This is a genomic window from Nioella sediminis (assembly GCF_001879695.1).
Lineage (GTDB): Bacteria > Pseudomonadota > Alphaproteobacteria > Rhodobacterales > Rhodobacteraceae > Nioella > Nioella sediminis.
The window spans coordinates 1-14,788 of the sequence record NZ_MNBL01000070.1; the positions used below are offsets into that span (position 1 = coordinate 1).

A 14,788-nucleotide genomic window follows, 5' to 3' on the forward strand; every position below is an offset into this window, starting at 1 on the left:
CACCGTGGGGCTGAAGCCGACCTATGGGCGCTGTTCCCGGTGGGGGATCGTGGCCTTTGCCTCGTCGCTCGATCAGGCAGGCCCGATGACCAAGACCGTGCGTGACGCGGCGATCATGGGCCGCGCGATGATGGGGCATGACCCGAAGGATTCGACCTCTGCCGATCTGGCGGTGCCGGATTTCGAGGCGATGCTGACCGGCGATATCCGTGGCAAGGTCATCGGCATCCCCAAGGAATACCGCATGGACGGTATGCCAGATGAGATCGAAGCATTGTGGTCGCAGGGGGCCGAGATGCTGCGCGATGCGGGTGCCGAGATCCGTGATATCAGCCTACCGCACACCAAATACGCGCTGCCCACCTATTACGTGATCGCGCCGGCCGAGGCCTCCTCGAACCTAGCGCGCTATGACGGGGTGCGCTTTGGCCACCGGGCCAAGCTCGCACAGGGCGACGGCATCACCGAGATGTATGAAAAGACCCGCGCAGAAGGCTTTGGCCCCGAGGTCAAGCGCCGTGTCATGGTGGGCACCTATGTGCTGTCGGCCGGCTTCTACGACGCCTATTACAACCGTGCCCGCAAGGTGCGCGCGCTGATCAAGAAGGACTTCGACGATGTCTTTGCAGCGGGTGTCGACAGCATCCTGACCCCCGCGACCCCCTCTGCCGCGTTCGAGCTTGGCAAGGAGGTGTCGGACCCGGTCGAGATGTATCTCAACGATGTCTTCACCGTCACCGTGAACCTTGCCGGCCTTCCCGGCGTGGCTGTTCCCACCGGACTGGACAGGCAGGGGCTGCCGCTTGGCCTGCAGCTGATTGGCCGCCCGTGGGAGGAAGGCGATCTGCTGAACACCGCCTATGCGCTGGAAAACGCAGCCCAGTTTGTGGCGAAACCCGCCAAATGGTGGTAAAAGCCTGACAAAACAAGTTCGAGGGTGGGCAGATGCAGAAACTGGCGATGACGGGGCTGACGCTCCTGCTGCTTGGGGCCTGCGCGTCCCAGCCCGAGGACGCGCGCGGCGTCGGGTTCGGTGATTACAACCAGCATCTGGCGCAGGAACGGGCCGAACGCGAGGCCGCTCTGGCGGGTCGCCAGCCACAGACCGTTCTGCCCCCGGCGCGCGAGGAACGCACCGATATCGCGGCCCTTGCCGAGGGCGCGATTGACGAGGCCGAAGGCGCGACGCCCGCGTCTGCGCAGCGGGTTGGCGGCAATACCAGCATCTCGGACGAGCAGGATTTCGAGGCCGTCGCGGGCCGGGAATCCATCGAAAGCGACGCCGAACGGCTGCAGCGCATGCAGGAACAGCGGGTCGAGATCGCCCCCACGGCTGTGCCCGACCGCCCCGGCGCGACCGGCCCGAATATCATTGAATACGCGCTGACAACTTCGAATCCCGTGGGCAATCAGGTTTTCCGTCGCTCTCCTTTCGGGCAGGGGCGGCATGAGCGCAATTGCCTGGCCTATCGCTCTGACGACCTGGCGCAGGAGGCGTTCCTGTCCATGGGCGGTCCACAGCGGGACCGGCAGGCGCTCGACCCCGATGGTGATGGCTATGCCTGCGGATGGGATCCGACCGTCTATCGCGATGCCGCAGCGGCTGCCCGCAACCAGTGAGCCGTTCCCCCAATTTCGGCCCCCGCCGCGACGGGCTGAGGCCGCAACTGGTCGTCCTGCATTACACCGCCATGGAAAGCTGCGAGGCCGCAGCCCGAGCGCTCTGTGACCCTGCGCGCGAGGTGTCGGCCCATTACCTGATTTCCGAGGCGGGAGAGGTGATGGCGCTGGTCGAGGAAGACATGCGCGCCTGGCATGCGGGGGCGGGGGCCTGGGCCGGTCGAGGGGATGTCAATTCCCGGTCCATCGGGATCGAGCTGTCCAATACCGGCTACACCCCCTTTGCCGCGCGCCAGATGGCGGCGTTGGAGGCGTTGCTGCCGGGTATTCTCTCGCGTTGGAAGATACCCCCTGAGGGCATCATCGCCCATTCCGACATGGCGCCGGGGCGAAAGATCGACCCCGGCCCGCGCTTTGACTGGCAAAGGCTCGCCCGGCAGGGGCTGTCGATCTGGCCGGAGCCACGGGAGATCGCCGTGGATTGGCCCCGGTTTCGCGCTGATGCCGCGCGCTTCGGCTACCCCGAGATGGAGGATGACCTGTTGCTGACCACGCTCCGCCTGCGCTTTCGTCCCGGTCACGTGGGGCCGCTCGATGCCCGTGACATGGGGATCATGGCCGATCTGGCCACGCGTTTCCCTGCCGGACGGGCTTGACCTTCCCCCCGCGCGCCCCTAGGTCGCGATGGCGCGGAGGGCTGGATGACCGCGAGGGGAAACCTTCGAGGAAAGTCCGGACTCCCTGAAGCAACGGTGCCGGGTAACGCCCGGGCGGAGAAGGGCGGGGAAACCCACCCGAATCCGACGGAAAGCGCCACAGAAATGAAACCGCCTCCGGGCCGGTCGGGCAACCGATACCGCCGGCGGTAAGGGTGAAACGGTGGAGTAAGAGACCACCGCGGGACTGGCAACAGGACCGGCACGGCAAGCCCCACCGGGAGCAACGCCAAATAGGGACCTCGCGTGCCTGTCACAGGGTCGCTTCAGCCCGAGAGGTCCGGGTTGGCAGCTGGAGCCTGCGGGCAATCGCAGGCCTAGAGGAATGGTCATCGATCCGCGGGGAAACCCGTGGGGGACAGAATCCGGCTTACAGGCCCTCCGCGCAAATCTGTCACCAATGGTGACGCCGCCTGTCGGCGTCGATCCGGGTGCGCCCCTAATGGGAGAAGTTCCTGCCAACGGCACCAAGAAGCCCGAAACACGAGCCGAGTGCTTTGACGGTGGCCAGCTTGTCCCGGGCCGACCCGTGCAACGCCAGCCAGATGACGGGGCGCAAACGACGTCCGCCTAGCCGCCTGCCAGTTTCTGCAACAGGAAGATCTCGCTATCGGGCTTGACCGGGTGATTGCGGCTATTGGGCACGATCTGCCCGTCCACCGCCACCGAGACGCCGCGTTTCAGCGCCGGTTCCAGCCCTGGATAGGCCGCAACCAGCCCGTCCAGGACCTGGCCCACAGTCGCGCCCTCGATCTCCACCATCTCTTTCCCGTCGGCCAGGGCGCGCAGCCCTGACCACAGGTGCAGCTCCGCCATCAGACCTCCTTGCCCTGGATCGCGGCCAGGACGCGCGACGGGCGCAGCGGCAGCTTGCAGATGCGCTTGCCAGTGGCATCCCGCACGGCATTTGCCACGGCGGGCAGGGGCGGCGTGATGCCGGTCTCGCCCACGCCACGCACCCCATAGGGGTGGCCGGGGTTCGGTACCTCCACGATCACCGTGTCGATCATCGGCAGGTCCGAGGCGACGGGAACGCGGTAATCCAGGAAGACCGGGTTCTGCAGCCGCCCATCCGGGCCATAGACATATTCCTCGTTCAGCGCCCACCCGATGCCCTGCGCGGCGCCGCCTTGGAACTGGCCTTCCACGTAAGCCGGGTGAATGGCCTTGCCCGCGTCCTGCACCACCAGATAGCGCAGGATCGTGGTGCGGCCGGTTTCGGGGTCGACCTCCACATCCACCACATGGGTGCCGAAGCTGCCGGAGAAGCCCGCGGGGCTGTCCTCGTAATGGCCAGAGATCGGCCCGCCAGTACCGCCCATCTCACCGGCGATCTCGGCGATGGTCATTGGCGGGAATTCCCCGGCATTGGGGCCAGAGGGCTTGGCGCAGCCGTCTTCCCAGACCACCGCCTCCGGGTCGATTCCCCATTTGTCGGCGGCGCGTTTGCACATCTTGCCGATGCATTCCTCTGCCGCGCGGATGGTGGCCAGACCCGACGCATAGGTCGCACGGCTGCCATGGGTGGGTTCGTTGACGCCAAGCGCCCCGGTGTCAGAGATATTCACCCGCACGTTTTCGTATGGAATGCCAAAGGCTTCCGCCGCCATCAGCGCCATGGACGCGCGGCTGCCGCCGATATCGGGGGTGCCCACGGAAACGGTCACCGAGCCATCCTCGGAAATCGCCACCGAGGCAGAGGTCTCACCACCCCAGTTCATCCAGTAGCCCGAGGCCACCCCGCGCCCCTGATTGGGACCGAGCGGCTCAGAGTAATTCGGATGCGCCTTGGCGGCCTCCAGCGTTTCCACAAAGCCAATCGGCCCGTATTTCGGCCCGAAGGTCGCCCGCGTGCCTTCCTTGGCGGCGTTCTTCAACCGCGTGTCGATCGGGTCGAGCCCCAGTTCGCGGCACAACTCGTCAATCACGCTTTCGGTGGCGAAGGCCGCCATCGGGGCCCCCGGCGCGCGATAAGCGGCCTGACGGGGGCGGTTGGTGATCACGTCATAGCCGATATGGTGCACATGCTCGATATCGTAATTGGCGAAGGCGAGCATGGTGGTCACATCCACGGGGGCACCGGCAAAAGCGCCGCCCTGCATGCGGAAGGTGCCATGGGCAGCGGTGATCCTGCCGTCCTTGGTCATGCCCATCTTGACGTCCATCGAGGCGGACGCGGTCGGGCCAGTGGCGCGAAGCACCTCGTTGCGGCTCATCACCATCTTCACCGGCTTGCCGCCTGCCTTGCGGCTCAGCGCCAGCGACAGGGGTTCGATGAAGATCGTGGTCTTGCCGCCGAAGCCGCCGCCGATTTCAGAGGGCGTCACGCGGATATTGGTGGTCTCGATCCCCAGAACGGCGGTGGACATGCGGCGCATGAACCAGTGGCCTTGGGTGCAGACCCAAAGCTCACCTCGACCGTCGGCACCCATTTGGCCGAGGCAGGCATGGGGTTCGATATAGCCCTGATGCGCGGCCTCGGTGGTGAAGCTGCGCTCGATGATCAGATCGGCTTCGGCAAAACCCTTGTCCAGATCGCCCCGGCCGCTGTCGAAATAGCGCACGACATTGGGGTGCATGCCTTCCGGCACCGAAAAATCGGCCGCGCCTTCGCGGATGACCGGCGCGCCCTCTTTCATCGCCTCATCCACGTCGGTGACATGGGGCAGAATCTCGTAGGTCACCTCGATCGCCTTGGCCGCATCGCGGGCCAGGAGCGGCGTGGTGGCGGCGACGGCAGCAACGGCATGACCGTCATAAAGCGCCTTTTCGCCGGCCATACAGTTTTCCTGTAGGTCCCAGTCCTCGCCTTCCAGCCCTTCGGGGAAGTCGGCGCGGGTGATGACGGCCTTTACGCCCTCCATCGCCAGGGCCTTCGTCGCGTCGATCTTGACGATCTTGGCATGGGCATGGGGGCTGCGCACCACGGCGCCGTGCAGCATGCCGGGCACCGAGATATCGGCGCCGTAGCGCGCGCGGCCCGTGACCTTGTCCAGCCCGTCGGGGCGGTTGGGGGTGGTGCCGATATATTTGTAAGCGGTCTTTTGTCCGTCCAGAGCCATTACGAAGCCTCCCGCATTTCCGCCGCCGCATCCATCACGGCGCGAATGATCTTGTCATAACCGGTGCAGCGGCAGAGGTTGCCTGCCAGCCAATAACGCAGCTCGGTTTCCGTGGGGTCGGGGTTCCGTTCCAGCAGGTTCTTGGCCGCGACCAGAATGCCCGGTGTGCAGATCCCGCATTGCAGGGCCGCATGTTCGATGAACTTGCGTTGCAGCGGGTGCAGGACCTCGCCATCGGCCATACCTTCGACGGTGCCAATCTCTTTGCCCTCGGCCTCGACGCCCAGAACAAGGCAGGAGCAGACCAGCCGCCCGTCCATGGTCACGCTGCACGCCCCGCAATCGCCGGTGCCGCAGCCTTCCTTGACGCCCATCACGCCCAGATGGTCGCGCAGGCAGTCGAGCAGGGTTTCGCGCGGGTCGCAGAGGAAATCGGCCTCGTCGCCGTTCACCTTGGTGCTGACATGGATACGCTTGCTCATGCGCTTTCTCCTTTCGCGCGGGCGTAGGCGATTTTCGCGGCCCGCTTGGCCAGCACGCCGGCCACATGGGTGCGGAACTCGATGGTGCCGCGCTTGTCGTCGATGGGGTTGCAGGCGGCGGAGGCCGCAGCGGCAAGTGCATCCAGCGCCGCGTCATCGAGCGTGGTGCCGATGATCGCCTTGGCTGCTTCTTCTACAAGAAGGGCCTTGGGCGCGACTGCGCCAAGGGAGACACGCGCCTCAGACACGGTGTCACCATCCAGCCGCAGGTTCACCGCGCAACCGACAACGGCAATGTCCATCTCGGTGCGCGGGATAAAGCGTAGATAGGCGTCGCCACCGTTTTCACCCCGCGCGGGGATCGTCACGCCGGTGATCAGCTGACCTTTGGCCAGCGCCGTCTTGCCGGGGCCTGTGGGGATATCCTCCACCGCGACCTCGCGGCTGCCCTCAGGGCCGGTCACCGTGACCGTGCAGCCTGCCGCGATCATGCCGGGCACGCTGTCGGCGGCGGGCGAGCCGTTGCAGAGGTTGCCCACCAGCGTCGCGCGGCCCTGCACCTGGGTCGATCCGATCAGGTCCATCCCCTCGACCAGACCCGGCCAGTCGGCGCAGAGATCGGCGCATTCCGTCATCTCGGCCCCCGCCACGGCCACGCCGATGCGCCAGCCGCCATCCTCGGTGCGCGAAATCTCTTTCACGCCGGGGATGTGCTTGATGTCGATAAGGTCATCGGGCGTCACGATGTCGGCGCGCAGCTGCACCAGCACATCCGTGCCACCCGCAAGGAACCGCGTGGTCCCGCTTGCGCCTGCGGCAATGGCCGAGGCTTCTTCGAAACTCGAAGGACTATGATAGTTCATGTCATCTCCCTGATCTTCGCGCCGGGGCCTTGGCCTTTTCGGCGTCTTGGGGCCAGACTAGCGAAGCATTTCGGAATGTCGATCCACCGCGCGCGACTTTTCCGGGTCGCAAGCAGACAATTGCGCGTGGTTTGGGGAAAAGTTGGAGCGGATAGGCGGCGCTCAGTTGCCTTCCAACCCCTGTAGAATCGGACAATCAGGCCGGTCATCGCCCGCGCATTCCCGTACCAGATGGGACAGGGTTTCGCGCATTGCGGCCAGATCGGCGATCTTCTGGTCGATCCGCGCCAGATGTCCTTGCGCGATCCGCTTCACATCGCTGCTGGCGCGGGTCTCATCCTCGTAGAGCGCCAACAGGGCCCGGCAATCCTCGATGGAAAACCCGAGCGAGCGGGCATGGCCCAGAAAGGTCAGCTTGTGCAGATCGCTTTCGCGAAAGCTGCGATAGCCGTTGGCGGCGCGCTGAGGGGTCACAAGACCGATATCCTCGTAGTAGCGGATCGTTTTGGGCGGCAGTCCGGACCGTTCGGCCACGTCTCCGATATTCATGGGGTGGCTCCTTATTCGGCGGGGGCAGGGATGGGGGAGCGGGCGGGCGTTACGGGATCAGCAGGGGTGTCATGCGCCGCGCTGACCCATCTCAGCCGCAGGGCGTTGGACAGCACGAAGACCGAGGACAGAGCCATCGCACCCGCCGCCAGCGCAGGCGACAGAAGCATACCCGTCACCGGGTAAAACACACCCGCCGCGACGGGGATCAGCAGCACGTTATAGCCAAAGGCCCAGAACAGGTTCTGCCGGATATTGGCAATCGTGCGCTGGCTGATCCGCATGGCATTGGCCACGCCAAGCAAATCGCCCGAGATCAGCACAACATCCGCCGCCTCGATGGCGATATCGGTGCCGGTCCCGATGGCGATGCCCACATCGGCCGAGGCCAGCGCGGGCGCATCGTTGATCCCGTCGCCCACGAAGGCCACCGGGCCACGGCTGCGCAGCCGCGCGACGGCCTCGACCTTGCCATCGGGAAGAACGTCGGCAACCACGTGGTCGATCCCCAGATCACGGGCGATTGCCTCTGCCGTGGCGGGGTTGTCGCCGGTGATCATCGCGGTTTGCAGCCCCATGTCACGCAGGATGGTCATGGCCAGCGGGGTTGAGTGCTTGACCGGGTCGGCCACGGCAATCAGCGCCGCAAGCTGCCCGTCCACGGCGGCAAAGAGCGCGGTCTTGCCATCGTGGGCCAGCCGGTCGGCAACTGCCGCCAGCGGGGCGGTGTTGATGCCTTCACGATCCATATAGCGGGCGGCGCCGACGAGGACCTTTCGGCCTTCTACCATCGCTGCTGCGCCGAATCCGGTAACCGATTGGAAGTCTTCGGGTTTCGGCACGTCCAGCCCGCGCGTTCTGGCGGCCCGCAGGATGGCGGCGGCTATGGGGTGCTCGGACTTGCTTTCGACGCTGGCGACCAGTCGCAACACCTCGTCGTCAGACATATCAACCGGCGTCAGGGCGACCAGTTCCGGGCGGCCCTCGGTCAACGTACCGGTCTTGTCGAAGGCCACCATCTGCGCGCCTTGCAGGCTTTGCAGCGCGTCGCCCTTGCGGAACAGGACGCCCATTTCGGCGGCGCGACCGGTGCCCACCATGATCGAGGTGGGCGTGGCCAGACCCATGGCGCAGGGGCAGGCGATGATCATGACGGACACGCCAGCAACAAGCGCGAGACTGAGCGCCGGATCGGGGCCGAAGATCAGCCAGACAAGAACGGTCAGAAGGCTCGCGGCGATCACGGCAGGCACGAACCAGGCGGTGATGCGGTCCACCATGCCCTGAATGGGCAGTTTAGCGCCCTGCGCCTCCTCGACCATGGCGATGATCTGCGCCAGCATCGTGTCGCGGCCCACTTTCTCTGCCCGGAAGGTCAGTGCGCCTGCGCCATTCACCGTGCCGCCCACAACCTGCGATGTGCGCGCCTTCAGAACCGGGATCGGCTCGCCGGTCAGCATCGACTCGTCCACATGGCTTTCACCCGAGATCACCCGGCCATCCACGGCGATCTTCTCTCCGGGACGGACATGCAGGATATCGCCTGCGACGACCTCTTCGATGGCTAGGTCCACGATCTCGCCACCCCGTTCCACGCGCGCGGTTTTTGCCTGCAAGGACAATAGCTTGCGGATCGCCTCGCCGGTGCGGCCCTTGGCGCGCGCTTCCAGCAGGCGGCCAAGAAGGATCAGCACGACGATGACGCCCGCCGCCTCGAAATAGACATGCGCGGTGCCTTGGGGCAGCAGCGCGGGGGCGAAGGTGGACACAGTAGAATAGCCGAACGCCGCAAGGGTGCCGAGTGCGACGAGCGAGTTCATGTCCGGCGCGCCCTTCAACAGCGCCGGAATGCCCTTGGTATAGAAGCCGCGACCGGGGCCGATGAGGGTGATTGCGATCAGCAGGAATTGCAGAACCCGGCTGGTCTGTTCGCCAATGGACATCGCCACGTAATGGTGCAGGGCAGGGAAGGCATGCCCGCCCATCTCGACGATGAAGACTGGCAGAACAAGCGCGGCGGCAAGCAAAGTCTTCCGCGCAAGGTTTTGAATTTCCTGCGCTTTACGTTCATCCTTGCTGTCGGGTTCCGTGCCCCTGATCGTCGCCTTGTAGCCCGCAGCCGTGGCAGCGCCCGCGATTTGCGCGGGGCTGGATTGCCCCAGCAAATAGTGCACCTGCGCCGTTTCCGTGGCGAGGTTGACCGAGGCCGACAAGACCCCCGGCGCGGCCTGCAACGCCTTTTCCACGCGCCCCACGCAAGAGGCGCAGGTCATGCCCTCGACCGAAAGGGTGACATCTGCCTGTGCTGCCGGGTAACCTGCTGCTTCCAAAGCGTTTATCAGGTCATCCACCCTGACAGAGCGATCATGCAGAACCTGCGCGCATTCGCTGGCAAAGCTGACCTCGGCGCTGCTGACACCGGGAACAGCGGCCAGTGCGGTTTCCGCGCGGCGGACGCATCCGGCGCAGCTGAGGCCGGTGATTTGCAGATGGGTCTTGGCTTGTTCTGACATGGGGGAACCTTCGGGCCGAATCTTCGGTCAGAACGGTAGATAGGGGTTCCAGTCTCTGGAAGGTCAAGTGCGTGGGAGACAAAAAAATGCCGGTCACCCCCCGTACACCGGGCGTACACCCCCCGTGCACCCCCCGTACAGACGTTTGACCGATTACTCGGTCGGGAAGGTGAAATCCGGCAATTCCCGGAACGCGTTTTTCAAGGCCACGCCCCAGCCGGTCGATATCTCTTCGAAATAGGGGTTGTCCGCCTTGATCCGCATTTCCCTGCCTCGCTTCCTGCTGTCCGCGTCATAGGCGTGCAGATCCAGCGGCAGGCTGACCGAGAGATTGGCCTTGATGGTTGAATCGAAGGAAACGAGCAGCAGCTTGATGGCGTCTTCGAAGCTCATGTCCGGTTCGAACGCGCGGACGAGGATCGGGCGGCCATATTTGGTTTCGCCAATCTGGAAGAAGGGCGTATCCTCGCTCGCTTCGATGAAATTGCCTTCCGGGTAGATCATGAACAGGCGCGCATCTCCGTCGCCGACCTGACCGCCGACAATGATCGTGGCCGAGAACATCGCGTCGGCCTGCTGGCCGGTATCGGCATGGCTAGCAATGACCTCTTTCAGCGTGTTGCCGATCAGGGTCGCGACCTGGAACATCGACTTGGCCTTGTAGATGCCGGGGCTGCGGTCATCGGGGGCCTTGCCGCGTTCTTCCAGCAGGCTGATCACCGATTGCGTGGTGGCCAGATTGCCCGCCGTCATGATGGTAATGCAGCGTTCACCCGGCTCTTCGAAGATGAACATCTTGCGGAAGGTGGAGATATTGTCGATGCCGGAATTGGTCCGCGTGTCGGACATGAACACCAGCCCCCGGTTCAGTTTCAGCCCCACGCAGTAAGTCACGGCCGTCGTCCTCTTTGATTCCGATGCCTAGAAATCAGGCTATTGCTGGACTTGCAAGCTGACTTGAAGATGCTCGTCACCGGGGCCCTGGCGAATGCCCATGATCGGGGCGGCATCGCGGTAGTCGCGGCCAGTGGCAACGCGCACATAGCGGGCATCGGGTGAAATTCCGTTCGACACGTCGAAGCCAACCCATCCGAGCGCCTCTGTCCAGACTTCGCACCAGGCGTGGCTGGCATCCTGGTCGACGCGGTCATTCATCATCAGATAGCCAGAGATATAGCGCGCAGGATGGCCCAACAGGCGCGCAGCCGCGATCATGATATGGGCGTGGTCCTGACAGACGCCATGGCCCGAGGTGAGGGCGGATTCGGCGGTTGTGTCGCTGTTGGTGCGGCCGGTTTCATAGCTGACCTGTGACAGGATCATCGCGGACAATGCGTGCAACTGCGCCAGCGTATCGGCCCCGTCCTGTTCGGCCCTGAGCTGGCGCGCAAGCGTCCGGATCGCGGGGCCGGGGGAGGTGGTCGGGGTAGGATTCTCGAACAGCCAGAGCGGGGCAAAGCCCTTGTGCGTGCCGATGATGCCGTGATTGTCCTCGACCTCGACCGTGCCTTCGCTGCGAATCTCGATCCGGGTGGCACCGGCATCGACCTTGACCAGTTCCGTGTGGTTGACGAACTGGTCGGAAAAACTGGCCTGCTTGGTGCCGCCGGTGATCGTCGATGACCAGTCCAGCACGGTCTGCCCATGCCCCGACCGGGGCACAAGGCGCAGTTGCTGCAACGCGTAATGCACCGGCTGGTCATAGCTGTAGGTGGTCACATGGGTGATGGCGAGGCGGATCGGGCTGCTCATTTATAGAACCGGAAATCTGTCTGGATGAGGCTTGCCAGCGAAGAGGTGTCATTGATGCTGGCGGTCAGGAATTCATGCAGCCCTTCCTCGAAGATGGTGTTCACGGTGGTCCCGTTCAACTGGCCGCAGATGCGGTCTGCAAGGGCGTGGCTTTCGTGGCGGGTGCCGTAGTCATTGGCCAGCCAGTTCAGGTTTTCGCCGATCTTGGAATAGCAGAAGGCCAGGGACCGGGGCATGCGTTTGTCGAGGATCAGGAACTCCGCGATCCCTATGGGCGTGGTTTCGCCGCCATTCAGCCAGCGATAGCTGCGCTCCGCCGAGACCGACCGCAGGATCACCTCCCATTGCACATTGTCGATGCGGCTGCCGACGAAGGCGGCGGAGGGCAGCAGCACGTAATATTTCACGTCGAGGATGCGGGCGGTGTTGTCGGCGCGTTCGAGGAAGGTGCCGAGGCGCGAGAAGGCGAAGATGTCGTTGCGCAGCATGGTCCCGTGCAGCGCCCCGCGCACCACCGAAGTGCGATAGCGGATCGCGGCCAGAAGTTCATGCAGGGTGCGTTCCGATACCGGGCGGGCCAGTGCCGATTTCACCTCCATCCAGCATTCGTTCACCGCCTCCCACACTTCCGATGACAGCGCGGTGCGCACCATGCGGGCATTGGACCGGGCGGCCTCGATGGAACTCAGAACCGAAGAGGGATTGTCGCGGTCGCGCAGCAGGAAGTTGATCACCGAGCCGGAGTCGAAACTGTCGAACTTCGCGGAGTAGGCGGCGTCGATCCCGGCGGTGTTGATGACCGATTGCCATTCATTCGACTCGCCGTCGGACCGGGTCAGCGCGATGCGCCAGCCGGCCTCCAGCAGTCGTGCGGTGTTTTCGGCCCGTTCGATATACCGGAACATCCAGAAGAGGCCGCCTGCGGTTTTTCCCAGCATCATCGGCTTAGTCCCCCAGAACCCAGGTGTCTTTGGTGCCGCCGCCCTGGCTGGAATTGACCACCAGAGAGCCCTTCTTCAGCGCCACGCGGGTCAGGCCGCCGGGCGTGATTTCGACCTTGTTGGGGGAGACCAGAACAAAGGGGCGCAGGTCGACATGACGCGGCGCAAGCCCGGCCTTGGACAGGATCGGCACGGTGGACAGGGCCAGCGTGGGCTGCGCGATGTAGTTCGAGGGCCGGGCGCGCAGTTTCTTCTCAAACGCCGCGATTTCCTTTTTCGACGCGGCGGGGCCGACCAGCATCCCGTAGCCGCCCGATCCATGCACCTCCTTGACCACAAGTTCCGACAGGTGATCGAGCACATAGGCCAGCGAATCCGCCTCGGAACAGCGCCATGTCGGCACGTTTTGCAGGATCGCCCGCTCGCCGGTGTAGAACTCGACGATATCGGGCATGTAGCTGTAAAGCGCCTTGTCATCGGCGATGCCGGTGCCGGGCGCATTGGCGATGGTGATATTGCCCGCACGGTAGACATCCATGATGCCGGGCACGCCAAGCAGGCTGTCGGGGTTGAAGGTCAGCGGGTCGAGGTAATCGTCATCGACGCGCCGGTAGAGCACGTCAATCGGGTGATACCCTTGCGTCGTGCGCATTGCGACACGGCCGTTTTCCACCACCAGATCGTGGCTTTCCACCAGTTCCGCCCCCATCTGGTCGGCCAGGAAGGCGTGTTCGAAATAGGCGGAGTTATGGATGCCGGGGGTCAGAACCGCCACCGTGGGCCGGTCGGTCAGCCCCTCGGGCGCGCAATCGGCCAGCGACCGGCGCAGAAGCTGCGGATAGGCGCTGACCGGGCGCACTTTCAGCTGGCTGAACAGCTCGGGGAACATCTGCAACATGGTTTCCCGGTTTTCCAGCATGTAGCTGACACCGGAGGGGGTGCGGGCATTGTCCTCCAGCACGAAGAATTCGTTTTCTCCGGTGCGCACCAGATCGGTGCCGACGATATGGGTATAGACGCCGCCGGGCGGGTTGACCCCGATCATTTCCGGCAGAAACGCGGTGTTCTTCGAGATGATTTCCTTGGGAATGCGGCCCGCGCGCAGGATTTCCTGCCGGTGATAAATGTCGTGCAGGAAGGCGTTGATCGCGCGCACCCGCTGTTCGATGCCGCGTTCCAGCGTGGCCCATTCGCGCGCCGAGATGATGCGGGGCACGATATCGAAGGGGATCAGCCTCTCGTCCGCCTCGTCCTGCCCGTAGACGTTGAAGGTGATGCCGATGCGGCGAAAGAAGGCCTCGGCCTCTCTCGACTTGCGGCGGAGATCCTTGAGATCCTCATTGGCGAACCACTGGAAATAGGACTCGTAGGGCGAGCGGGGCTGATCCGGCTGCGCCAGCATTTCATCGAAGGTGGAACCTGTGTCTGCCATGTAACCACTATGTGCGAGTTTCGAGACTAATCAATTGGCAAATTCGGTTATCGAGGATGCAAGCTGATCTGTGGGATGGGGAGCATGGCGGCTCGATGACCCGTGCGGGTGCCTGAAATTTGAGCATCAAGGCCCATTATTCAGACGCTTCAGGCTTGGGCAGGCTGTGCTTTGCCTTGACGCAGGCCCGCGCCCGGATTTGGATGGAAATCGGCCGGGGCGGAGGATCATCCCATGCTGCACCATTTGCTGGCACGAAATTCGGATTGGGCCGAGGACCGGCGGCGGGCGGACCCTGCCTATTTCCAGCGCATGGCCCAAGGGCAGCAGCCCAGTTATTTCTGGATCGGCTGTTCCGATAGCCGGGTGCCGGAGAACGTGGTGGGCGGGCTCGATCCCGGTGAGATCTTCGTGCATCGCAACGTCGCCAACCTTGTGCATTCCACCGATTTCAGCCTGCTCAGTGCGCTGGAGTTCGCCATCGACGTTCTGGGGATTCGCGAGATCATCGTTTGCGGTCATACCGGCTGCGGCGGCATCGCGGCGGCCAGCCAGGGGCTGGTCAACGGGCTGGCCGATCACTGGCTGGAAGCGCTGCGGCGGCTGGCCCGGCGCAACGCGGCGGATCTGTCGGCCTTTCCCGAGGGTCCGGCCCGCAATGACCGGCTGGCGGAACTGAGCGTGATCGAGGCGGTCGCACGGCTCGCTGAAACGCCGATCCTGCAGCGCGCATGGGCGCGCGGCGACCGGGTTTCGGTGCATGGGCTGCTCTATCGGTTGTCCGAGGGCGAGCTGCGCAACCTTGACGTCACGCTGACAGGGGCGCATCTGGGCCGTGACGCAAAGGAGTGAAAGGGC

At 64.3% G+C, this 14,788-nt stretch carries 14 protein-coding genes and 1 other RNA gene; 5 read left to right on the forward strand and 10 right to left on the reverse strand.

Going from position 1 to position 14,788, the window contains the following annotated elements; all coding sequences use genetic code 11:
* From BKY26_RS09610 to rnpB, 4 genes are all read left to right on the forward strand, one after another.
* Positions 1-913: amidase family protein (locus BKY26_RS09610; protein WP_131541824.1), on the forward strand; the 913-nt coding region annotated here is incomplete at its 5' end.
* 32 nt (positions 914-945) lie between these two features.
* Positions 946-1,620 carry a hypothetical protein gene (locus BKY26_RS09615; RefSeq protein WP_071690180.1) on the forward strand — a complete coding sequence of 225 codons (675 nt, stop codon included), beginning with the start codon at positions 946-948 and terminating at the stop codon, positions 1,618-1,620.
* Positions 1,617-2,276 carry an N-acetylmuramoyl-L-alanine amidase gene (locus BKY26_RS09620; protein WP_071690181.1) on the forward strand — a complete coding sequence of 220 codons (660 nt, stop codon included), beginning with the start codon at positions 1,617-1,619 and terminating at the stop codon, positions 2,274-2,276. The genes BKY26_RS09615 and BKY26_RS09620 overlap by 4 nt, the downstream gene beginning before the upstream one ends.
* Positions 2,277-2,309: 33 nt before the next feature.
* Positions 2,310-2,725: RNase P RNA component class A (gene rnpB, locus BKY26_RS09625), an RNA gene on the forward strand.
* Positions 2,726-2,906: 181 nt separating this feature from the next.
* Here the strand turns inward: rnpB and BKY26_RS09630 are convergent.
* From BKY26_RS09630 to BKY26_RS09675, 10 genes are all read right to left on the reverse strand, one after another.
* On the reverse strand, positions 2,907-3,152 hold the full coding sequence (locus BKY26_RS09630) for a MoaD/ThiS family protein (RefSeq protein WP_071690182.1): 246 nt from the start codon (positions 3,150-3,152) through the stop codon (positions 2,907-2,909).
* A complete protein-coding gene (locus BKY26_RS09635; protein WP_071690183.1) occupies positions 3,152-5,398 on the reverse strand; it encodes a xanthine dehydrogenase family protein molybdopterin-binding subunit in 2,247 nt (748 codons plus the stop codon). Before BKY26_RS09635 ends, BKY26_RS09630 begins: the two co-directional genes overlap by 1 nt.
* A complete protein-coding gene (locus BKY26_RS09640) occupies positions 5,398-5,880 on the reverse strand; it encodes a (2Fe-2S)-binding protein (RefSeq protein ID WP_071690184.1) in 483 nt (160 codons plus the stop codon). The genes BKY26_RS09635 and BKY26_RS09640 overlap by 1 nt, the downstream gene beginning before the upstream one ends.
* Positions 5,877-6,743, reverse strand: a complete 867-nt coding sequence (locus BKY26_RS09645; protein WP_071690185.1) for an FAD binding domain-containing protein — start codon at positions 6,741-6,743, stop codon at positions 5,877-5,879. The genes BKY26_RS09640 and BKY26_RS09645 overlap by 4 nt, the downstream gene beginning before the upstream one ends.
* Positions 6,744-6,905: 162 nt before the next feature.
* On the reverse strand, positions 6,906-7,292 hold the full coding sequence (gene cueR / locus BKY26_RS09650; RefSeq protein WP_071690186.1) for a Cu(I)-responsive transcriptional regulator: 387 nt from the start codon (positions 7,290-7,292) through the stop codon (positions 6,906-6,908).
* 11 nt (positions 7,293-7,303) lie between these two features.
* Positions 7,304-9,805: a heavy metal translocating P-type ATPase gene (locus BKY26_RS09655; protein ID WP_071690187.1), complete on the reverse strand. Its 2,502-nt coding sequence runs from the start codon at positions 9,803-9,805 to the stop codon at positions 7,304-7,306.
* Positions 9,806-9,958: 153 nt separating this feature from the next.
* Entirely contained in the window at positions 9,959-10,699 is a 741-nt protein-coding gene (locus BKY26_RS09660; protein ID WP_071690188.1) for a proteasome-type protease, read from the reverse strand.
* Positions 10,700-10,738: 39 nt separating this feature from the next.
* The gene (locus BKY26_RS09665; RefSeq protein ID WP_227434978.1) at positions 10,739-11,557 is read right to left on the reverse strand and encodes a transglutaminase family protein; all 819 of its coding nucleotides are present in this window, start codon (positions 11,555-11,557) and stop codon (positions 10,739-10,741) included.
* A complete protein-coding gene (locus tag BKY26_RS09670; RefSeq protein WP_131541825.1) occupies positions 11,554-12,495 on the reverse strand; it encodes an alpha-E domain-containing protein in 942 nt (313 codons plus the stop codon). Before BKY26_RS09670 ends, BKY26_RS09665 begins: the two co-directional genes overlap by 4 nt.
* Before the next feature lie 7 nt (positions 12,496-12,502).
* Positions 12,503-13,930: a circularly permuted type 2 ATP-grasp protein gene (locus BKY26_RS09675; RefSeq protein WP_071690190.1), complete on the reverse strand. Its 1,428-nt coding sequence runs from the start codon at positions 13,928-13,930 to the stop codon at positions 12,503-12,505.
* Positions 13,931-14,164: 234 nt separating this feature from the next.
* Between BKY26_RS09675 and BKY26_RS09680 the strand changes: the two genes are divergently transcribed.
* Positions 14,165-14,782: a carbonic anhydrase gene (locus tag BKY26_RS09680; protein WP_071690191.1), complete on the forward strand. Its 618-nt coding sequence runs from the start codon at positions 14,165-14,167 to the stop codon at positions 14,780-14,782.
* Positions 14,783-14,788 lie beyond the last annotated feature (6 nt).